This window comes from Embleya scabrispora DSM 41855, from assembly GCF_000372745.1.
GTDB lineage: Bacteria > Actinomycetota > Actinomycetes > Streptomycetales > Streptomycetaceae > Embleya > Embleya scabrispora.
In genome coordinates this window covers 1-20269 of the sequence record NZ_KB889561.1, presented here as the reverse complement: position 1 = coordinate 20269, position 20269 = coordinate 1, and the positions used below count along the sequence as shown (strand labels likewise).

The following is a 20269-nucleotide window of genomic DNA, read 5'->3' as shown; positions in this document are numbered from 1 at the left end:
TCAGCTCCGGGTGCGGCCGGTGATGCCGTAGGCCGTGGCGGCTGACCCGGCGGCGGTGGCGGCGATGAACCACCAGGCGTGTTGGAAGGTGTGCGCCGGATCGTGCGCGGTGCCGGCCGTGCCCAGGACGGCGACCAGGATGGCGACGCCGAGGACGTAGCCGAGCTGGCGGCTGGTGTTGACCACGGCGCTGCCGGTGGCGGCCTGGGCGGCGGGCAGTTGGACGGTGGCCTGGGAGAGCATGACGGGCATGGCCAGGCCGATGCCGACGCCGATGACGAGCCAGCCCGGCAGGATCTGCGTCGCGTACCGGGTATCGGGGGACGCGCCGGCGGCCAGCAGCAGGGCACCGCAGGCGAACAGCAGGTTCCCCGCCGCCACCAGGGCTCCGGCCGAAAGCCGTGTGGCCAAGCGCCGGCCGACGGCCGCGAACAGCGGCACCATCAGCGGGCCCGGGGCAATGGCCAAGCCGGTGACCAGGGTGGAGTAGCCGCCGGGGCCTTGCAGCCACAGCACCACGGACGGGAAGACCGCGCCGAAGGCGGTGCAGAACATCAGTACCGTGATGTTGGCCCAGACGAACGTCGGTGTTCGGAACAGGGCCGGATCCACGACCGGTGCCGGGTGGCTGAGTATTCGAACGACGAACACCGCGATGCCGACGGCGGCGACGGCGAAGGTGCCGACAGTCGCCGCCCCGGTCCATGTCCACTCCTGGCCCTTGACCAGGCCCAGCGAGACCGCGCCGAAGGCGACGACCAGCGCCGCGGTGCCGAGCGGGTCCGGCATGCGCACGGCCGAGGCGTCACGCAGGTCGGGGAGCACATGGTGGGCGACCGCGAACGCCGCCACGCCGACCGGGATGTTGATCAGGAACACCCAGCGCCAGGACAGCTCCACCAGGCCGCCGCCGACCACCGGGCCGACCGCGGCCGCGAACGAACTGGTGGTGGCCCAGATCCTGACCGCTCCGGCCCGGCGTTCGGTCGGCAGCACGGTGAGCAGCAGCCCGAGGCTCGCCGGGGTGAGCATGGCCGCGCCGACCGCCTGTACCCCGCGGAAGAACACCAGCCACCACAGCTGGGGCGCCAAGGAACAGGCGGCGCTCGCAACGGTGAACAAGGCCAGTCCGGCGAGGAACGCCGGTTTGCGGCCGTACCGGTCGGCGAGGCGTCCGGCCGGGACCAGCAGCGCCGCGTAGACGATGGCATAGGCGTTGAGGACCCAGCTGAGGTCCGCGAGCGGCGCGTCGAAATCGGCGCCGATGTCGTTGAAGGCGACGTTGACCACGAACACGTCGAGCATCGCCACGAACGCCGCGGAGCACACGACGAACGTGATCACCGACGGTCTGCCGGGGTCCGGTCGCACGCCCTCGGTGGATGGTGTGGTCTGCGTGGCCATGGGAATCCCCTTGCGATCTGTACCGGATGTCCGGTCGAAGGCAGCGCTCCGCCTCCCACTCCGGGATCGGGAAGCTGGCTGACTATCCGTGAGTATAGGTAGCCAGGGTCTGGCTATACAAGGATCAAGTTGCGGCGGGTACCATGGACTCCATGCCGGTTGTCATGGAAGGTGCGCTTGCCGATCTCGGCGCGTGGAAGACCGACCACTGCTCGCTGGTCAAGGCGCTGGAGGTGGTCGGAACCCGCTCCGCGCTGCTGATCCTGCGCGAGGCCTGCTACGGCACGACCCGGTTCAGCGGCTTCGCCGGCCGTATCGGCATCACCGACCGCGCCGCCGCCCAGCAGCTGCGGCGCCTGACCGAGGCCGGCCTGCTCGCCAAGCGTCCCTACCGGGAGGACGGCGGTCGCACCCGCGACGAGTACGTGCTCACCGACATGGGCCGCGACCTGTTCCCGGTGATCGTGGCCCTGATGCAGTGGGGCGACAAGCACCTGCAGGACGGCACGGCGCCGCTGCACTACGTCGACCACGAAACCGGTGTCCCGGTCCACGTCGAACTGCGCAGCGAAGCCGGAGACGTGCTCGACCTGGAACAGGTCGGCGTCCGGAGGAATCCCGCATGGCGGGCACCGAAACAGGCGCAACAACCGGACACGGCTTCCTGACCGACGTCGTCGTCATCCGTATCGTCATCCCTGAGGCTTCGCCATCTTCGAACGTGCTGGTCAGAGACGACTGGCCTGGCGGGCTATCGGGGGCTCGTGCCGGCGGCGGGCGGCAGTCCGGCGTGTGGATCGTCCGGCGGTGAGGTCTTTGCGGATTCCGCTCTGTCGCTGTCTGTCTCGCTCCTGCGCTCCGGCTCATGGTGGATCCCGATGTGCCGAGGAAGATCGTCGTGCGCCGCGCCGAGCCGGGCGAGTTGGAGGAACAGCTGGTCGAGCAGCTTCCCTGTCTTCGGACTTCCCGGCCGGTCACCTGGGGTCACCCGGGTCGGGTGCGTGGTTTCGGTGGTGCCGGTTCGGACCTGCTTCGCAATGCCACCGAGTTCAAGGCGGGTCGGACGGCAGGGTGTGCGGGGCGGCGAGGTTCGTCGGTGCGTTCGGTGGTCGGGATCGACGACTCGGCCGGTCCCGGCCCTCGTTCGAGCCGTTCGCGGTCGGTTCGATACGGCGTCTCGCGGCCGGTCGTCGGCGGCCTGAGACTTCGAAGGGGCGAACGGCCGGTTCCGACAGGAAGATTCGCCGGAACGGCCGTTCGCCCCGCCGTGTTCCGCCCGGCCTCGGGTGCCGGGCAGGCAAGCCACGTTGCCTGAGCCGTGCCCGGACCCGGCTTCCTCCCCGTCTCGCCGGGTCCGGTTCCACGCCGTGGGGACCCGTCAGAAGCCCGCCCGGTGCCAGGGCCCCCAGATGGCGATACTCATGCCCGACTTGGACTGGATGTTGACGTACAGGGTGTGCCCGTCCGGGCCGAAGGTCGCGCCCGCGAACTCGGCGCCCGGGTCGCCGGTGACCGGTTCCATCCTCGACAGGTCGAAGACGCGGCCGTCCGCGGTCAGGCCGCGCAGGAAGTTGTCCCCGTCGCCGTCCTCGCACAGCACGAGCGTGCCACGCGGGCTGACGGTGACGTTGTCCGGAAGGTCGAGCTTCGTCGCGGTCGGCGATTCGTACACGAGCCGAAGGCGCCGTGTGACGGTGTTGTACGCCCACACCTGTCCACGCCCGTCGCCGAACCCGTCGGGCGCCGCTTCGCCGGGCGCGGTCGCGCCGCCCTGCGTGGAGACGAAATAGACGACGCCACGCTGGTGGTACGCGCCTTCCAGTCGCGAGAAAAGCGCAGCGCCCTGGGCCCGACCCTGGTTCCCGACGGCCTGAACGGCCTGGTCGTTGGTGGTGCCCGGGGCGAACGTGGGGTCGGGTTCGTCGATGTCGACCCAGGTCACGTCGTACGCCGCACCGGGACGCTGCGCCGCCGACAGGTCGATCCCGGGACGTCCTCGCACCGCGAGCATCTGGAGTCGGCCGCCGTCGCGCAACCGACCGCCGACCCAGGGGCTGACGGGTGGCAGGTATCGGTAGAAGCCGGACGCGAAGCCGAAGTTGTCCTCGGTCAGGTACACCGCGCCGCTGATCGGATCGAACGCCGCCGACTCGTGGGCGAATCGGCCGGCGCTGCGGATCGGCACCCGCGTCGAGACGCCGTCGGTCGGCACCTCGAACAGGTAGCCGTGCTTGCGCGTGAGCTTCTTGTTGTCGGCACCGGTGAAGTCGTTGCCGACATCGGGACCGTTGACGGTCTCCTCGCAGGTGAGCCACGACCCCCACGGCATGGGACCGCCCGAGCAGTTCATCTGGGTGCCGTTGAGGCTGACACGCGACGACTGCACGGTGCCGTACCGGTCGACCACGACGGTGGTGGTGCCGCCGCCCGTCGCCGGGTCGTAGGCGTGCGCCACGTCGCCGAAGGCGCCCACCGGACCGTTCACTTCGTGATTGCGGACGAGAACGGTCGTGCCGCGGCGCCCGCGGAAGGCGGCCATGCCGTCGTGCTTGCCGGGGGTCGGGCTGCCGTCGGTGAGCGGGGAGCCGGCCGGGGTGAAGGAACGGTAGCGAAAGCCCTCGGGCAGGTGCAGCCGTACCGCGCCGTCGCGTTCGTCGGGGACCGGCAGGAGCGGGCCGTATCCGCCGCTTCCGGGACGTCCGCGGTCGGTGCTCGGGCCGGCGGCTCCCGGGGTGGCGTGCGCGGCGCTCGCGACGAGGCCCTGGAAGGGTCCGCCGACGGCGGCGGCGCCGGCCGCGATCACGGCGCCACGGGACAGGAAACGACGACGGTCCACAGGCGTACAACCTCCTCGACGGCCCGTCGGGCGGCCGGGTGGACGAACGAATGCCGAAACGCTACTCGCGTAGAGTGAGTGTCGCCAGACCCCGCGCGAACGTTCTCGTCAACGACGGGAGCCCGGTGCGCAGATGCGCCGGCGCGACGAACTCGTGCGGTCCGCTTCAGGTCACAGGTGCATCCCCGCGCTCCGCGGTCCGCGGTCGGCAGAGGTAGAACAGCTCGGGGTCGCCCTCGTCGAGGCCGTGCACAAGGCCGACCGGACTCCATCCGGCGCGTCGGAGCAGTCGCTGCATCGGCTGGTTGGAGACGTTGGTCGAGGTGAAGAGCTTCGGGGTTGTGCACGAGGCGGCCACGGCGTCCAGCAACCGATGGCCGACTCCTCTGCCGCGGGCCGCCGGGGCCACCATCAGCATCGTGACGAAGCCCTGTTCGAAGAACGTGTGCTCGACCACGCAATAGCCAAGCAGGCCGGACGCGTCCTCCGCTACGACCACCAGACCCTGCCGGCACCACTTTCGGATGCTCGCCTGCCGCTCGATGTCACCTTCGGCCGCGACCGTGTCGATCCCGACCAGCGCGTCCGACTCCGACTCACTCGCGCGGCGCACACCGATCTCGCCGAGGTTCACTGCGACGTCCATGAGCCCATGCTGTCAGGTCGCACCGGAAGCCCGTCCTGCTCCGGGCCCCTGCCGCGGACCGCCCCACGCCTGCCGTACCACCTGCCACAGGCCGTCCCGACCTGCGTGCATTGCCGACGTTGTGTCGAGCGCTGCGCCGCCCGTGAGGTCCGGGAGATCACTACCGGCGGCCCCTGGCGTCGACCGGGAAGGGGTCTGGTTCGATGTAGGGCCGATTCCGTTGCCCGTCCGGGGGTGCCTGATCCTGAACACGTCGCTCGCGGAGGCCCTGTCCGTCGTCTTGCTGTCGGCAGTCCTGGCCTGTGCGGTGGTGCGCCCGTGGGGCCGGTCGGAGGCGGTCGTGGCGCTGCCGGCCGCCGCCGTGGTGATCGGCACCGGGGCGATCTCACTGGAGCACGCCCGCGCCGAGGCGGAGCGGCTGGGGCCGGTGATCGGGTTCCTGGCCGCCGTGCTCGTGCTTGCCCAACTGTGCGACGACGAGGGGCTGTTCCGAGCCTGCGGGGTGTGGATGGCCCGCACCGCGACGGGGCGGCCGCGACGGCTGCTGGTGCAGGTCTTCGCCGTCGCGTCGGCGATCACAGCGGTACTGAGCCTGGACGCCACGGTGGTGCTGCTCACCCCCGTGGTGTTCGCCACCGCCGCGCGGCTGGGGACCCGCCCCAAGCCGCACGTGTACGCCTGCACCCATCTGTCGAACACGGCCTCACTGCTATTGCCGGTGTCCAACCTGACCAACCTGCTGGCGTTCGCGGCAAGCGGGCTCGGCTTCACCCGCTTCGTCGCGCTGATGACGCTGCCGTGGCTGGTTGCGATCACGGTCGAGTACATGGTCTTCCGGCGGTTCTTCGCCACCGACCTGGATGCCGGCGCGCAGGCGCCGCCCGCCGCCGAGGCACCCGAGCTGCCGGCGTTCGTCCTGGTGGTGGTCGCCTGCACGCTGGCCGGCTTCGTCCTGACCTCCGCGCTCGGGATGAACCCGGCCTGGGCGGCCCTGGCCGGCGCGGCGGTCCTCGCCGGCCGTGCCTTGGCCCAGGGCCGCACCACCCCCACCGCGATCGTCCGTGCCGCGAGCGTCCCCTTTCTCGCCTTCGTCCTCGCCCTGGGCATCGTGGTCCGCGCGGTGGTCGACAACGGCCTCGCCGACGTGCTCGGCCACTTGGTCCCCGCGGGCACCGCGCTGCCCGCCCTTCTCGCCGTCGCCGCGCTGGCCGCAGTGCTCGCGAACGTCATCAACAACCTGCCCGCCGTCCTGGTGCTGCTGCCACTGACCGCGCCCGCCGGCCCCGGCGCCGTGCTCGCCGTACTGCTCGGGGTGAACATCGGGCCCAACCTCACCTACGCCGGGTCGCTGGCCACCCTGCTGTGGCGCCGGATCGTGCGCGAGCACGACACTGACGTGGACATCAAGGAGTTCACCCGGCTCGGACTGCTCACCGTGCCTGCCGCCCTCGTCGGGGCGGTGACGGCACTGTGGGTCTCGCTGCTCGCCCTGGGAGGCTGACCCCGTGACCGTGATCGCCTGGATCGTCGAAGGCACCTGGCCCGCCTGCGTGGACGCCGCACGCGAACACGTGCCCGAGGGTGCCGACATCACGTTGCTCCACGTCACCGGCCATGACGTCCCGGGTGCCGCGCACGGGGCATACGCCGGGCTGCTCGGCCGCGGCCACCGCGACCGCGACCCCGGCACCCGCCTGGAGCATCTGGGGGCCGCCTCCGCCCGGCAACTCCTTCGAGCCGCCGCCGAGCATCTGGGCCGTCCCTGTACGCAGTCGGAGAGATCCGGGCGGATCGAGCGGGAGGTCGTCGCCGCCGCCGAAGGCGCCGACCTGCTCATCCTGGCGCGCGACGGCGACCGCACCCACCTCGGACCGAAGAGCCTCGGTCCCGGCAGCCGGTTCGTCGTCGACCACGCCCCCTGCCCCGTCCTGCTGGTCTGGCCCGAGGCCGCACCCGGCCTCGCCGGCATCCCACCGCCGCCTCCCGACCCACCGCCCCACCGGTAGGCCGCGGGCGGCAGGCCACGGTGCGGATGTAGGCCACCCTCCCGGCATGGCCCTTCCCCTCCACCCTGAGGAGGCGGGCGACCCGCTCGTCGGCGCTGTGCCCTCGGCGTGGGCCGGGACGTTGCTCCGTTCGCGGGGCGCCCGATGGCGCGCGTCAGGTGCCCTTCCGGGCCCGCGCGGCGTGGGTCGTGGTGAAGGCCAGGAGCAATGCGGCGGTCCGCGGGGGATCCTCCAGGATGGGGGTGTGTCCGGACCCGGGCAGCAGTTCGACGATCGCGCCCGGGACGGCGTGGTAGTCGGCGGCCGACGCGGGGCGCCATCGGCGGTCTTGGTCGCCGAAGATCACCTGGAGCGGCTTGCCGAGGGTCTTCAGTCGATCGGGGAGCGTCTGTTGCTCCAGATAGGCGCGGGACGCCTGCATGGACGCGGTGAACGCGTGATGGGTCATGTCGCGCACGTCGTCGACGAGCTCTTGCGGGATCCGGAAGCCCGGACGAAAGCCCGTGCCGGCGAATAGCCGGACCTGCTCATCGGTCGGCGGCCACTGCGCGGGGCCGATGGCGGCGGATTCCGGTGCGACGAAGGCGTCCAGGCCGGGACCGGTGTCGACGAGCGAGAGCGCGGTCACCAGGTCGGGGCGTTGTTCGGCGAGGGCGGTGGCGGCATAGCCACCGCTGGAATGGCCGACGACGACGGCGTGCTCGACGCCGAGCCGGTCCAGTGCCGCGCCGACCGTGCGGCCCTGCTCGGTGGTCTCATAGCGGCGGTCGGCCGGTTCGGACGACCGGCCGTGGCCGAGCAGATCGATCCGGATGATGTGATGGGCCGCGGTCAGCAGCGGAACGAGCTGGTCCCACGAGCGGGTCGAGGAGGCCGACCCGTGGATGAGGACCAGCGCGGGGGCGTTTCGGGAGCCGTCCCGGCGGACGTACATGTCGCCGTTCCCCAGGTGCAGGAGCGAGTCTTCGGTGGTCGCGGCGCCGCCGCCGACCTGCGGTTGATCGTCGGGGAGAGTCATGGGCTCACTGTCGCCGCCGGGGCGTGCCGGTGGATTGCACAAATGTTCCGTCCCCGCCCCCGCATACCATGTGACGATGCGGTCGACTGCGGGTGCGGGCGAGGATCCGGCTGCGTGGGACGTGGCACGTCCACGCCGGGCCGGCCGGACGGCCGGTGTGGACATGGCCGGGTTCAGTGTTCCCGGCCCGCTCGTGGGCGGCTTGCGGGTGGTTCCGCATCCGGCCGTGATGCTGGTCCTGGAGTTCGGGGCGACACCGTCCGTCGTCGAGGACGGCGCCGGGCGGCGGCATCGGGGAAGTGTCGTCGCCGGGCCCGGGTTCGGGCGCGGAGGCGCGGTCCGGGCGTGGGGCGAACACGTCGAGTGCGTGCAGGTCCGCCTGTCGCCGGTGGTGGCGCGCACGGTCCTGGGCGTCGGCCCGGCCGATCTGGACGGCGCCCTGGTGACCCTGGAGGACCTGTGGGGCCGAGAGGCGTCACGAATTCGCGGGCAACTGGCCGAAGTCCGCTCGTGGGAGGGCCGCTTCGCGTTCACGGAGCAGTTGCTCGCCCGCCGATCCGAGGTGCGATCGCCGGTGGATCCGGAGGTGGCCTGGGCCTGGCACCGGATCGTGGTCGAGCGTGGCCTGGTCCGGATCGATCGACTGGCGGCCGAACTCGGATGGAGCCGCAAGCGCCTGTGGGCCCGGTTCCGGTCGCAGATCGGCATGCCTCCCAAGCGCGCCGCGAAACTGGTCCGCTTCGACCATGCGGTGCACCGCCTGGTCGCGGGTGACGCCACAGCCCGAGTCGCGGCCGACAGCGGCTACACCGACCAGTCCCACCTGCATCGGGATGTCACGGCGTACACCGGACTGACCCCGGCGGCCGTGGTCGGCGAGCCGTTTCTGACGGTTGACGACGTCGCTTGGCCGATCAGGGAACTCCCGGCCAGGACCCACGTTTTCGGCGCGCGGCCGCGGACACACGCGGGGCCTCCCGGGAGGGTTCGTCTTCCCGGAGGCCCCACCTGTCCACCGGAGTTCCGTCGGTCCGCACCGGCACGGTGACCAGGGTGCTCGGCACCCGCGTCTCCTGGCCGCGCGGTCCGTCCGCCGCGATGTCGTCGTGCGGCACGATGTCGATCGTGTGGGAAGCGGTGCCCCTCCGCACGCGGACTCGACCACGGGATCGCCGTCGACGCGGAAGCGGGCGCTGCGCCGGAGGGACCGGGCCGACGCCGCGTGCGGCGGATCGGTCGCGGGGGCGACGCCCGCGCCGTCGAACAGCGCGACCCTGACGCCCAGTTGCTCCTCCAGCCAGGCAAGCGCTCGCTCGGGCGTGGTCTCTGTGGCCGTGATCAACCGGGCCAACGACGCCAGAGTCGCCGGGGCGGTCAGCTGTACCTGTCGCGTCCGTTCTCGTCTGCCGGCGATCTCCGGGCCGTAGTACCACACAGCCGGGCGCGGGGTGCGCGGCGCCGGGCCGTCGGTACGGGGCCGCACAGTGACGTGTTTCGCCGGGCGACGGTCGGAGCTTCGGAGGGTGGTGTGCGATGCCATGGTCCGGCTCGGCGATGGGGTGTCCGGTCACATGTTGCCGTGCCGGCGGCGCGCCCAGGGTTCCCGGCAGCCGGATGCCAGTCGGGGCAGCCGTCGGCGATGATGTGGTCGGCGGCGTACTGCCGTCGGATTCCCGGAGCGGCGGTGACGACGAGCTTGCCGTTCCAGTCGTCGGGGAGGCGCAGCACGAACTGCGCGTCGTGGTTCCGGCCGTGGTGCGGGTTCAGGTGCGTCTCGGCGGGGAAGTAGCCGTCGATCCACAGCCCCGACACCGGCTCCGGCCGGGGGTTCCGGACGCGTGCAGGTGCTCCCAGTCCGCGAGGACGGTGTGCCCTGTGACGGCGGTGCCGACGGTGGTCAGGTCATCCAGCCACACGGCACGTTGGTGTTCGGCTTCCGGCACGCGGACCGGTGCGCCGGCTTCGACGCCCACAGCGCGCGATGCGCCGCCTTCCGTGGTGTCCGCCATGGGCGGCTCGTTCCGAGACCGGTGAGATACGCCCGCACCGTCCCGGGGCGTCGTGTATCCGCACGACGGTATGGCGGTACCCGACCCCGTCCATGGTGCCGGGCCTCATGCGATGTCGCCCGGGCATGGTCTCGGACCACACCGGCCGGCGAAGTCACGCCTTGGCCGAGTCCTCCTGCTCGGGGACCGGTGCCACGGCGGCGCGCCGGGACAGCCGCCCTTCCAGCGCGGCAAGGACCGCACCCGCCGAAAGCACCAGGGCCCCCGCGGTCTGTACGGCGTCGAAGGATTCCCCCAGAAACAGTGTGCCGCACACGATGTTGACCACCGGGACGGTGAACATCATCAACGAGGCGGAGGCGGGCCCCACGGCTCCCACCCCCCGGTAGTAGAGGAGATTGGCGACGGCGGCCGCGCCCAGTGCCAGGTAGACCGCGTCCAGCCAGACGCCCGGCGGCAACTCGCTCCACTCCACGCTCGGGATTTCGGGCGCGGCGATCACGCCCAGCAGCAGCGCCCCCGCGCACGTCGCGTAGGTGGTGGCGCGCAGCGGATCGATGCCGGCCAACACCCGAGGGCCGGCAAGCGTATAGGCAGCCCAGCACACCGCGCTGAGGAGGAACAGCGCGTCTCCGGCAAGGCGCGACGGGTTCCCGTGCGCACTGCCGCTTGCCCCGAGAAAGAACACCACGGCCCCGGCCAGACCCAGCGCGAGGCCGCCCAGCCGTGCCCTCGACGCCCGCTCCCGCCCGGTGACCAGCAGAAGGAAACTGGTGATCACAGGACTCATCACGGGAATGAGGATGCCCGCGTCCAGAGAGGGCGCGAGCGAGAGCCCCCAGAAAAAGAAGCCGTTGTAGGCGAAGACCCCCAGGACGCCCGCCATGGCGGCGCGCCGGCCGGTGTGCGGTGATGTCTTCGCCTGCCGGTCGCCGAAGAGCACCACCGCCACCAGGAGGGCCAGAGCGGCGCCCCCGAACCGCAGCAGGGCGGCCACCGAGTGCGGTACGTGTTCCACCACCGACTTGGAGCCGGAGAAGGCGCCTCCCCACAGCACCATGGTGATCGACAGCAAAAGGTACGGGCTGTGCAAGCCCCTCTTCCGTGACATGGGCCGACTCTGACGGTTGTGGCCCGTGGGGGTCTTGAACGCTGGTGCGCCGCGCTCATAATGCGTCCATGACAACGGCCGACAGCTGGGTTCGCTACTGGCGCGACGGCGCACGCCCCGTGGAAGCCATGCACGCGCACTTCCTCGATCACGTCTACCCGCCACACAGCCACGACACGTACTCGTTCGGCATCACCGACGCCGGCGCCCAGCGGTTTCGCTGCCGGGGCGCCGCCCACACCAGCGGTGCCGGGATGGTGATGGCCTTCAATCCGGATGACGTCCACGACGGCCGAGCCGCGGCCGAGTCGGGGTATCAGTACCGCATCGTCCACATCGGGCCATCCGTCGTGCGCGAAGTGATCACCGACGTCACCGACGGACGCTCCAGCGCCCTGCCCCTGTTCCCACGCCCCGTGTTGAGCGACCACGCGCTCGCCGACGCCCTCGCCCGTCTGCACGCCGCGCTGGTCGGCACCGCGGATCCGTTGGTACGCGATGAACGCCTGACCGCGGCTGTCACCGCCATGACCCGCCGTGGCGCGTCCTCCACGGCACCTCCTGTGCGCGCCCGGACACCGACCGACCGAGCGCGCCGCCAAGCGGCCCACCGAGCCCGGTCACTCCTGGACGATGGCTACCTCGAACCGATACCCGCCGAGCAACTGGCGGAGGCCGCCGGATGCAGCCGGTTCGCCCTCTACCGTTGCTTCCGCGCCGAATTCGGCTTCGCGCCGAGCGACTACCAGCGACAACTGCGCCTGCGTCACGCGCGTTCCCTGCTCGAGGCCGGCGCCGCGCCCGCCGACGCCGCGGCGGTCACCGGCTTCGCCGACCAGGCGCACTTCGGCCGCTGGTTCCAGCGTGTGTACGGCGTCACGCCCGGCGTGTTCCGCCGTGCCTGAGTACCGAACGCCATCACGGGGCGCCGGCGAAGGCGGCCCGGGGGCAGTGGTCGCCGGGGTCAGGCCGGGCCGCGCAGCATGGGGAGCAGGACCTCGTCGACGACCGACACCACGAATTCGTCGGTGAGTTCCGTCGGGGCGCTCAGGTTTTGATAGGCGATCATGGCGGGACCGACGCGCGCGGTGAGGGGGGTCGCGGATCCGGGGCGGGTGTCGCCGCGTTCTTCCGCCGCGCGCAGGGTCTCCAGGATCAGGCGCCGGGTCGGCTCGGAGATGCGTTCGCGCATCATCGCGTGTACGCCCTCTGACTGCTGCTTGACCGTCTGCAGTGCCGTGTCGGCGGTGATCGCGCAGGCACCGCGCAGGAAGCGCAGGATCGCGATCAGGTCGGATCGCAGGTCACCGGCGAGCGGGATGTCGTCGGCGGACGGGAGTCGGTCGCGCAGCGCGTCGACGAGCAAGGCGTCCTTGTCGGGCCAGCGCCGGTACAGCGGGGCCTTGCCGGTCCGCGCGGCGGCGGCGACGCCGTCCATCGTCAGGCCCGCGTAGCCGACCTCGCGCAGCTGCTCGAAGGTCGCCTGGTAGATGGCCTGTTGGAGTTCGCGGCCGCGCCGTCGGGTGGGCGGTGCGGCGGCGTGGCGCGGTTCTCCGGTGCGGGATTCCAACGCGGTCACCTTTCTCGTCTGCGGACTCCAGTATCCCCAACGGCTTGTAAGAGACTGTCGAGTCTCCTAGAGTGAATTTAGGAGACCAGTGGGTCTCTTAAATTCCCTTGTCCTGACCTTTGGAGGTCAGCCATGCCTTCTTCCGCCGCGGCCGGCGCACCCCAGGCGTCCTCATCCGAGGAGCCGACCGGGTCCTTGCCCGGGTCTTCGCCTCCGACGTCGGCCGTCGGAGCTTCCGGCGGCCCCTCCGGACCCGGAATCCGGGGGGCCGGCCTCGTACTCGCGGTCATCACCGGTTCGATGCTGCTCATCGGCATCGACGTCACCGTGGTGAACCTCGCGCTGCCCGACATGGGCTCCGCACTCGACCTCTCGCCGACCGCGTCATCGTGGGTGCTCAACGCGTACACGCTCGCCTTCGGCGGCCTGCTCCTGCTCGGCGGGCGGCTCGGGGACGCGTTCGGGCGCCGCCGGACGTTCATCGCCGGTGTCCTCCTGTTCACCACCGCCTCGCTGCTCGCGGGCCTCGCACCGTGGGCCTGGTGGCTGATCGGCGCCCGTGTCCTGCAAGGCGTCGGCGGCGCGCTCGTCGGCCCCAGCACGATGGCCCTCATCGTCAGCACCTTCGAAGGACCCGCACGGGCGCGCGCCCTGTCGTGGTACTCGGCGGTACTCGGCGGCGGCGCGTCCGTCGGCCTCATCCTCGGCGGCGTGCTTACCGAACTCGTCTCGTGGCGCTGGGTCTTTCTGATCAACGTGCCACTCGGCGCGCTGCTCGCCGCACTCGCCATGCGCGTCGTCCGCGAGCCGAAGCGGTCCGCCCCGACCGTCCGCCCACGTTTCGACCTCGCCGGCGCGCTGGCCGGCACCGCCGGAATCACCGCCCTGGTGTACGCCTTCATCCGCGCGGCGTCCGACGGCTGGCACGACGGCCGCACCGTCGCGGGCCTCGTCGCCGCAGCCGTTCTCCTGCCCGCGTTCCGGCTGGTCGAGCGGCGCGCCGCCGAGCCCGTCCTGCCGCTGCGCCTGGCCGTGTCCGGCACCCTTGCCCGGGTACTGCCCATCGTCGGGCTCTATGCGGCCGCGATGTTCAGCGTGCTCTTCCTGCTCGGCCAATACTTCCAGGAAGGGCGGGGCTTCAGCCCGATCAAGAGCGGCCTGGCCTTCCTGCCCCTGATGGCCGCGCAGTTCACGATGGCCAGGCTCGCGCCCGCGGTGACCCGGCGGGTGGGCACCGCGTGGCCGGTGGCGGTCGGCGCGGTCGCCTGCACCACCGGGCTCGTGTGGCTTGCCCGCCTCGGGGACGCCACCGGGTACCCGACGGGCATCCTCGGACCGGTGATACTCATCGGAGCGGGCGCCGGAATCGCCATGACGCCGCTGAACATCTACGGCCTGTCGGGCGTCGCGGCGCACGAATCAGGCGCGGCGTCGGGCCTGTTGCAGACCACCCAGTGGATGGGCGGCACGCTGGGGCTGGCGGTGTGGGTGACCGTGTTCGGCGCCGCGACCCGCGGGGCGTCCCCCACGCAGAGCGCCGAGCACGTCCTCACGCACGGCATCGCGACCGCGTTCGGCGCCGCCGCGATCAGCGCGGGGCTCGCCGCCGCCGCTGCCCTCACCCTCTTCCGCCCCGCGCGCCTGCCGCAACCGGGTGAGACGACGCGCGTGCCGGCACGGTGAGTCCGAGATGTCGCCCGTCGACAGTGGTGGTCGGGCGGCATGATCGGCGACATCGGGGCAACACTTCGAGGACACCATGCCGGTCACTCGAGGTCGGATGGGCCGAGACCGAATCGGCTGTTCGAGCGGCCGTGGCTCGTTCGTTCGGTCGAGACAGGAGAGCTTCGATGACGCTCGCGCGCGGAGAATGGATACCCGACGGAACGCCCGGAACGGTGTTCGGAGTTGCCATTCTCGTCTTCATCCTCGGGATGTTCGCCTTCGGGTTGTGGAGCAAGAACAGAAAGCGCAACTGACGGACCGACGCCGACGGGAACGCCTCGCCGCACACGGGTTTCCCGAAGGGCTCCGCCGCCTCGGCCTCCTCCTCACCGGCGTCAACGACCGCGACGATCCCGGGTGTGCGGGTGGCCGTGGATCCGGCCGTTGTCGATTTGCTGAAGTTGTTCGTCGGAGTCTCGACCGTGCAGCAGTGGTTCGCGGCGGTCCCAGGTGGAGGCGATCTTGAAGACGGCCGCTTCGATGTGCTTGACCGACTCCGCCATGTCATCGCTGTACAGGGCCACGTCGCCGGCGTCGTAGACCTTCAGGTCCTGCAGGGCGTCGACCCGAAGTGCCAGGCTCGGCCTCGATCCGGCCTGTGGCAGGTAACACGCCTGGCGGATGGCGGACGGGCCGAACCGTGCGCCGGAGCGGTAGGAGGTGCCGCCGTCGAGCGGGGCCCGAGGACCACGATGTCGGCGTCGGCGTAGGTGGCCGGGGCGTCGAGGTCGCACGCCGGAACCCCGAGGAAGGTGATCGGGGGGCCGAACATGGTGACGGGAGGGTTCTGCATGGGTGCCTGTCGAGGATGTGCAGGGACGATGTGCTGTCACGAGTCGGTGATGGAAGCGTTCCGGTGGATCCTGCGGAGCACGTCGTGATGCCCCGGAGCCGGATCGGGGCGTCTCCTCGGAGACACCCCGCGTCGCGAATTCTCGGCGCGTCCTCCGAGAGTGAGTGAGGGTACGACCGGCCTCGGAAGTCCGTTCCGGACTTGGGTACCGTCAACGACGGGTCCCGGGAGCAGCCGCGGCATGGTCCAACGTCCAGTGGCCTGGCAGACCGAGTACCCCGGGCGCAGGGTCGCCGAACTGCGCTCCGCCGGACGGTGTCGTCCGGTGGGGTCGCGATTTGCACACAACTGTGGATTCCTACTCACTCATCCACCTGCGCACGGCATCCGCTACCGCCACCGTGTCGGGGTGTTCTTCGCCCAGCAGCCGCTCGCGGTCGGCCGGCACTCGCTCCTCCAGGGCGATGGCTTCGTCGGTCCGCCGCCCCGGCCGGCGGTACGAGGCGGCCAGGTTCGCCCGCGCCCTCAGCGTGTCGGGGTGCGCAGGGGGCGTCCTCGTTGATCATGTACGCGGCGGCGTGTGCCAGGGCAGCGGTAGCAGGCTCAACTCCCGTGCCACTCACGGGAGTTCCTCATCGAGGAGGTGGGCGTGTGCGGCGTGGGTGGGGCGCTCGCGCAGACTCGGCGGGTGGTGAGTACTGTCCACTCGAAGTTGCCGTGCTCACCGCGACCGGCCTGGTCGCCTTGGCCGCGTCGGCCGCGCACGCGGTTCAGCCCGGTCGTACCACTGCCTACGTCACCGACCGCCCCAGCGGGAACGTGCCCGGGTCCATCTACGCCACCAACACCGTCACCACCGCCGCCACCGGGGTGAACAGTCCCAGGCAACTGTCCCTGCACACCGTTCCCACGCCCGAGGCCACCGGCCTCACGCCGAACAGCGGCCCGACCGCGGGCACTACCGTCGTGACGATCACCGGCACGGACCCCCCGGTTGTCGATGTCATCGGTGTTGAGCGGCCTCGCCGGCCCCGCCGGTCGAGGTGGCGGAGGGCTGGGGGACGTTCACGACCAGGGCGAGGATCGTGTCGATGACGCCGCCCATGTCCACCGTGGGGTCGATCAGCCACTGGTACTGGATGCCGTCGGCGGCGGCGAGGGCCAGGCGGGCGACGGCGGCCGAGTCGATGTCGGGGCGGACGCGGCCCTGGCGTTGCAGGTCGGCGAGGCCGTCGCGCAGGCCCGCGACGATGTCGGCGGAGCGGATCTCGAAGAATTCGCGGGCGGGGTGTTCCGGGAAGCCGGCCGCGGCGGCGAGGCTCACGTACAGGCGGATCAGCCCGGGGACGTCGCCGTTGCGGCGCAGGGTGTCGGCCATCGGGGTGAGCGGATCGTCGAACCGATCCCGGGAGATCTTCTCGGCGGCGACGCGGTCGCGTTCGGCCAGGACCCAGATCAGCAGGCCCTCGCGTGATCCGAAGTAGTGCAGGACGCCGGCCTGGGACATGCCCATGCGGTCGGCGATCTCCTTGATCAGCGCGCCCTTCTCGCCCAGGGTGGCGAAGACGTCGAGTGCCACTTCGAGGATCTGGTTGCGGCGCGCGACCCCCTTGGCGTAACGGCCGCGCGGCTTGCGGATGTTCGCGCGGCGTTCCTCAGGTTCCATGTCCGAAAAGCTAGTCGAGTTCGGTAATTTGCGTCCAGGCTTCCCGGCGGTTCGGCCGACGTAGCTCGCTCGGCCGCCCGGATTCATGAACTGCGGTCGGCGGGGGCCTTTATGACGATGCATCATGCCGCGGCGGAAGGGATGACCGTCCCCGCCGGAATGATCGTCCAGGCGGTCACCGGCAACTCGTCGTCCACCGAGGTCACCAACCGGACCACCACGCCGCTCCACCTGACGGACACGAGCTCCCCCGCGTCCGACACGCACCGGTACGGCACTTCATCCGCGGGAGGACCTACACCCCGGCTTCGGCCCCGCCGCGGGGAGTAGGGCGCGTGGTGGTGGGTACGTTCCGCCCATATCGGTTGGGGGCGTAGCACCCACGCTCCCCGCCACGGGGGTTCGGGGGTGGGCGATGACATGGGGAACGACGCCCGACGCGCGATCGAGCGATGACGATCCCGAACTCGCGCGCATGATCCGGATGGCGGTGATCGTCCGCAGGGTGCTGCTGCTGGGGTCGGCCGGCGCGGCGTTCGCCGTCTGGCGGCTCGTCGAGCCCAACCCGTGGAACCTGGACGTCCTCGACGAGGGAATCCTCTCCAGTAGGCCCGTCTTGGCCACCCTCGGCTGGTGCCTGATCGCGACCGAGATCGTGGCGACCTCCCGTAGCTTCCTGCTCCGCGTCTGCGCTCTGGCTCTCGCGATCCTGAGTGGAGTGATGGTGGGCTTCATCCTGGTCGCATACGCCGTCCTCGCGTCCTTGGTTCCCTCCGGCAGGTCGACCGAAGAGGTCGTGGCGGTGTCGCCGGACGGTCGGATCCGGGCGGTACGGCTGGATTACGACGACGGCGACGTGCGCCACGCGAGGTACGGCCTGGAGATTCGCATGGAGAAGGGACTCGATCGCAGTACGCGGATTCTGGACGGATGCCACAGGGATCGGGGCACGATTGCCAACACGCGGTTCATCGGCAACCGTGCCCTGGAGTACGACCCGCCGCAGGGGCCGCCGGTGCGTGTGCGCTTCGACCGGAACGTGAAGGCCGAACGCCGAATATGCCCGTGACGTGTGTGGCACGCCGCACGACCGGCGGCCCGCCTCGACGGGCCCACCGGCGCCCGGACGGACGCGGTCTTCCGCTCCGGCTCCGGCCGCCCGCACTGCCCGGACTGATCCGGACTGTCCACGCACCCTCGTGGCGCGGGTGACGCTCGGCCGGCATATCGCCCAACGACTGCTTCCTTCGGGCGAACAACGCCCGCCCGCCGATGAGTTTCACGGCGAAGCGCGGTCTCATCATGTGCAGACCACCGATCGACTCACCGAAGGACACCTTGATGTCGAAGCACGAACCCCGTACCGATCTCGACGCGCGCTACAGCGACCCCGCGGCGGTCGCCACCCCGTGGTCGGAGGCCGTCACTCGGCTCGCGACCGCACCGGTGTACTGGCTGACCACGGTGCGGCCCGAGGGGCGGCCGCACGTCACCCCGTTGTTGGGTGTCTGGCTCGACGACGCGTTGCACTTCTGTACAGGCGCCGAGGAGCGCAAGGCGCGCAACCTCGCCGCCAACGCGAACTGCGTCCTGACCACCGGCGACAACGCCCTGCACGAGGGCCTGGACCTGGTCGTCGAGGGCGAGGCGGCGCTGCTGACCGACCACGCGCGGCTGAGCCGGCTGGCCGACGCGTACCAGGGCAAGTACGGCCCGGAGTGGCACTTCGACGTGCGTGACGGGGCCTTTCAGGGCAAGGACGGCAACCGGGCGGCGGTCTACCGCGTCGCGCCGACGACCGTCTTCGGATTCGGCAAGGGCACCTTCACCCAGACCCGGTGGCGCTTCGACACCGCCTGACCCGAGACCGCGCCGGCGTGCGGCCACCTTCCGGCTCAGATCCAGGTGCTGAACCACATGCGATCCAGCCACGCACTTCGACCGATCGTCTCACCGGCGAGGATCGGGTAGAAGTAGAGGAAGTTCCAGGCGATCAGCGCGATGATCGCGACCACTCCGGCGGTGCCCCACGCGCGTCGCCGCTCGGTGGCCCCGGGTGGGCCGAGCAGTGCGCCGAGCATCATGGTCACCGCCAGGCACAGGAACGGTACGAAGGCGACGGCATAGAACAGGAAGATCGTGCGCTCTTGGAAGGCCAGCCAGGGCAGGTACGCCGCGCCCAGGCCGCACAGGATCGCGCCCGCGCGCCAGTCGCGGCGGCCGGCCCAGCGGAACAGCAGGTAGCCGGCCGCGATCACGCCGGTCCACCACAGCAGCGGTGTCCCGATGGCCAGTACGGTCTGGTAGCAGTCCTGCTCGGTGCACCCGGCCGCGCCCCGGTGCACGATTTCGTTGGAGTAGAGCACCGGCCGGCCGAGCACCGGCCAGCTCCACGGGTTCGACTGGTACTGGTGTGGGTCGTCCAGGTGAGTGTGGAACGACCACATCTCCGCGTGGTAGTGCCACAGGCTGCGCAGCGGCGCCGGCACCCACGACATGCCGAATTGGGGCAGTGGGATGCCGAACACCTCGTCCGGGGACAGCCCGGAGCGGTCGTCGGCCCAGTGCCGGAAGTAGCCGCCGTCGGTCATGAACCAGCCGGTCCAGGACCAGATGTAGATCGCCACCGCGATGGCGACGGTGGACAGGAACGCGAACAGCACGTCGTGCCGCAGNGNNGCGCGGTANGGCCGGCGCGCGCCGCACGCGCGNCGNGTGCCGGCGTCCCAGAGAACGGTCATGACGCCGAAGGCGGCGAGNACGTAGATGCCGCTCCACTTGGTGCCGCAGGCCATGCCCAGACAGATGCCGGCCACGATCCGCCACGGTCGCAACCCGAACTTCATCGAGGCCGCCCGTGCCGCGTCCGGGCCGGACTCGAACAACCGGGCCGCGATCCCTCTGGTGTCGTCGCGGTCGATCAGCAGACATCCGAACGCGGCCAGGATCCAGAACATCAGCACCAGGTCGAGCAGCGATGTGCGGCTCATCACGAAGTGCAGGCCGTCGAGCGCCATCAGCAGGCCCGCGACGCAGCCCAGCAGCGTCGAGCGGAACAGGCGGCGGCCGATCCGGCACAACATCAGCACCGACAGGGTGCCGAGCACCGCGAGCGCGAAGCGCCACCCGAACGGCGTCAGCCCGAAGAGTTGCTCGCCCAGCGCGATCGTCCACTTGCCGATCGGCGGGTGCACGATGTACGAGCCCTGGGTCTGCAGCGTGTCGGTCCGACCGGCCAGGATCTGGTCGTTGGCCTCCTTGGGCCAGGTGCCCTCGTAGCCGAGCTTGAGCAGCGACCAGCCGTCCTTGGCGTAGTACGTCTCGTCGAATATCACCGCCCGCGGCTTGCCCAGGTTCCAGAACCGGATGAAACCGGCCAGCAGCGTCACCAGGACGCACGGCAGCCAGCCGCCGCCGGTGTACGGGCTGTTGTCGGTGTACGAGGGCACCAATCGCTCGCGCAACGAGGTCGGCGGCCGGTCCCG

At 71.0% G+C, this 20269-nt stretch carries 18 protein-coding genes; 9 read left to right on the top strand and 9 right to left on the bottom strand.

Annotated elements, in window-relative coordinates:
* Entirely contained in the window at nucleotides 1–1404 is a 1404-nt protein-coding gene (locus A3IC_RS0100110; RefSeq protein WP_020548022.1) for an MFS transporter, read from the bottom strand.
* A 152-nt stretch (nucleotides 1405–1556) separates the two neighbouring features.
* Here A3IC_RS0100110 and A3IC_RS0100105 point away from each other — a divergent pair, with 152 nt between their 5' ends.
* A complete protein-coding gene (locus A3IC_RS0100105) occupies nucleotides 1557–2072 on the top strand; it encodes a winged helix-turn-helix transcriptional regulator (RefSeq protein ID WP_191864152.1) in 516 nt (171 codons plus the stop codon).
* Nucleotides 2073–2782: 710 nt separating this feature from the next.
* Here the strand turns inward: A3IC_RS0100105 and A3IC_RS0100100 are convergent.
* Both A3IC_RS0100100 and A3IC_RS51675 read right to left on the bottom strand, forming a co-directional pair.
* Entirely contained in the window at nucleotides 2783–4240 is a 1458-nt protein-coding gene (locus A3IC_RS0100100) for an alkaline phosphatase PhoX (RefSeq protein WP_020548020.1), read from the bottom strand.
* Between the two features lie 166 nt (nucleotides 4241–4406).
* Nucleotides 4407–4886, bottom strand: coding sequence for a GNAT family N-acetyltransferase (locus tag A3IC_RS51675; protein WP_020548019.1), 480 nt, complete (start codon nucleotides 4884–4886; stop codon nucleotides 4407–4409).
* A 244-nt stretch (nucleotides 4887–5130) separates the two neighbouring features.
* On the opposite strand from A3IC_RS51675, the gene A3IC_RS0100090 reads away from it, so the two are divergent.
* Nucleotides 5131–6387, top strand: a complete 1257-nt coding sequence (locus A3IC_RS0100090) for an SLC13 family permease (protein WP_026217698.1) — start codon at nucleotides 5131–5133, stop codon at nucleotides 6385–6387.
* 4 nt (nucleotides 6388–6391) lie between these two features.
* The gene (locus A3IC_RS0100085) at nucleotides 6392–6892 is read left to right on the top strand and encodes a universal stress protein (protein ID WP_020548017.1); all 501 of its coding nucleotides are present in this window, start codon (nucleotides 6392–6394) and stop codon (nucleotides 6890–6892) included.
* A 154-nt stretch (nucleotides 6893–7046) separates the two neighbouring features.
* Here A3IC_RS0100085 and A3IC_RS0100080 read toward each other — a convergent pair whose 3' ends face one another.
* Nucleotides 7047–7910, bottom strand: a complete 864-nt coding sequence (locus A3IC_RS0100080; protein ID WP_020548016.1) for an alpha/beta fold hydrolase — start codon at nucleotides 7908–7910, stop codon at nucleotides 7047–7049.
* A 163-nt stretch (nucleotides 7911–8073) separates the two neighbouring features.
* Between A3IC_RS0100080 and A3IC_RS0100075 the strand changes: the two genes are divergently transcribed.
* Nucleotides 8074–8958: a helix-turn-helix domain-containing protein gene (locus A3IC_RS0100075; protein ID WP_052173148.1), complete on the top strand. Its 885-nt coding sequence runs from the start codon at nucleotides 8074–8076 to the stop codon at nucleotides 8956–8958.
* A gap of 1115 nt (nucleotides 8959–10073) precedes the next feature.
* On the opposite strand, the gene A3IC_RS0100065 is transcribed toward A3IC_RS0100075, so the two are convergent.
* A complete protein-coding gene (locus tag A3IC_RS0100065) occupies nucleotides 10074–11030 on the bottom strand; it encodes a DMT family transporter (RefSeq protein ID WP_026217696.1) in 957 nt (318 codons plus the stop codon).
* A gap of 68 nt (nucleotides 11031–11098) precedes the next feature.
* Between A3IC_RS0100065 and A3IC_RS0100060 the strand changes: the two genes are divergently transcribed.
* Nucleotides 11099–11935 (top strand): AraC family transcriptional regulator, encoded by an 837-nt coding sequence (locus A3IC_RS0100060; protein ID WP_026217695.1) that lies wholly within the window; start codon nucleotides 11099–11101, stop codon nucleotides 11933–11935.
* Between the two features lie 59 nt (nucleotides 11936–11994).
* Here A3IC_RS0100060 and A3IC_RS0100055 read toward each other — a convergent pair whose 3' ends face one another.
* Nucleotides 11995–12609, bottom strand: a complete 615-nt coding sequence (locus A3IC_RS0100055; RefSeq protein WP_020548012.1) for a TetR/AcrR family transcriptional regulator — start codon at nucleotides 12607–12609, stop codon at nucleotides 11995–11997.
* A 291-nt stretch (nucleotides 12610–12900) separates the two neighbouring features.
* Between A3IC_RS0100055 and A3IC_RS51670 the strand changes: the two genes are divergently transcribed.
* Nucleotides 12901–14283, top strand: a complete 1383-nt coding sequence (locus A3IC_RS51670; protein ID WP_020548011.1) for an MFS transporter — start codon at nucleotides 12901–12903, stop codon at nucleotides 14281–14283.
* Between the two features lie 167 nt (nucleotides 14284–14450).
* On the top strand, nucleotides 14451–14579 hold the full coding sequence (locus tag A3IC_RS72340; RefSeq protein WP_281174441.1) for a hypothetical protein: 129 nt from the start codon (nucleotides 14451–14453) through the stop codon (nucleotides 14577–14579).
* A gap of 81 nt (nucleotides 14580–14660) precedes the next feature.
* Here A3IC_RS72340 and A3IC_RS0100040 read toward each other — a convergent pair whose 3' ends face one another.
* Nucleotides 14661–15059 carry an arginase family protein gene (locus tag A3IC_RS0100040; protein WP_026217693.1) on the bottom strand — a complete coding sequence of 133 codons (399 nt, stop codon included), beginning with the start codon at nucleotides 15057–15059 and terminating at the stop codon, nucleotides 14661–14663.
* A 1062-nt stretch (nucleotides 15060–16121) separates the two neighbouring features.
* A complete protein-coding gene (locus tag A3IC_RS51665; protein WP_020548009.1) occupies nucleotides 16122–16784 on the bottom strand; it encodes a TetR/AcrR family transcriptional regulator in 663 nt (220 codons plus the stop codon).
* Nucleotides 16785–17199: 415 nt separating this feature from the next.
* Between A3IC_RS51665 and A3IC_RS0100015 the strand changes: the two genes are divergently transcribed.
* Both A3IC_RS0100015 and A3IC_RS0100010 read left to right on the top strand, forming a co-directional pair.
* Entirely contained in the window at nucleotides 17200–17853 is a 654-nt protein-coding gene (locus A3IC_RS0100015) for a hypothetical protein (RefSeq protein ID WP_158695755.1), read from the top strand.
* Between the two features lie 272 nt (nucleotides 17854–18125).
* A complete protein-coding gene (locus A3IC_RS0100010) occupies nucleotides 18126–18644 on the top strand; it encodes a pyridoxamine 5'-phosphate oxidase family protein (protein WP_026217692.1) in 519 nt (172 codons plus the stop codon).
* 35 nt (nucleotides 18645–18679) lie between these two features.
* Here A3IC_RS0100010 and A3IC_RS51660 read toward each other — a convergent pair.
* The coding region (locus A3IC_RS51660) for a dolichyl-phosphate-mannose--protein mannosyltransferase (RefSeq protein WP_020548005.1) at nucleotides 18680–20269 on the bottom strand (1590 nt) is incomplete at its 5' end.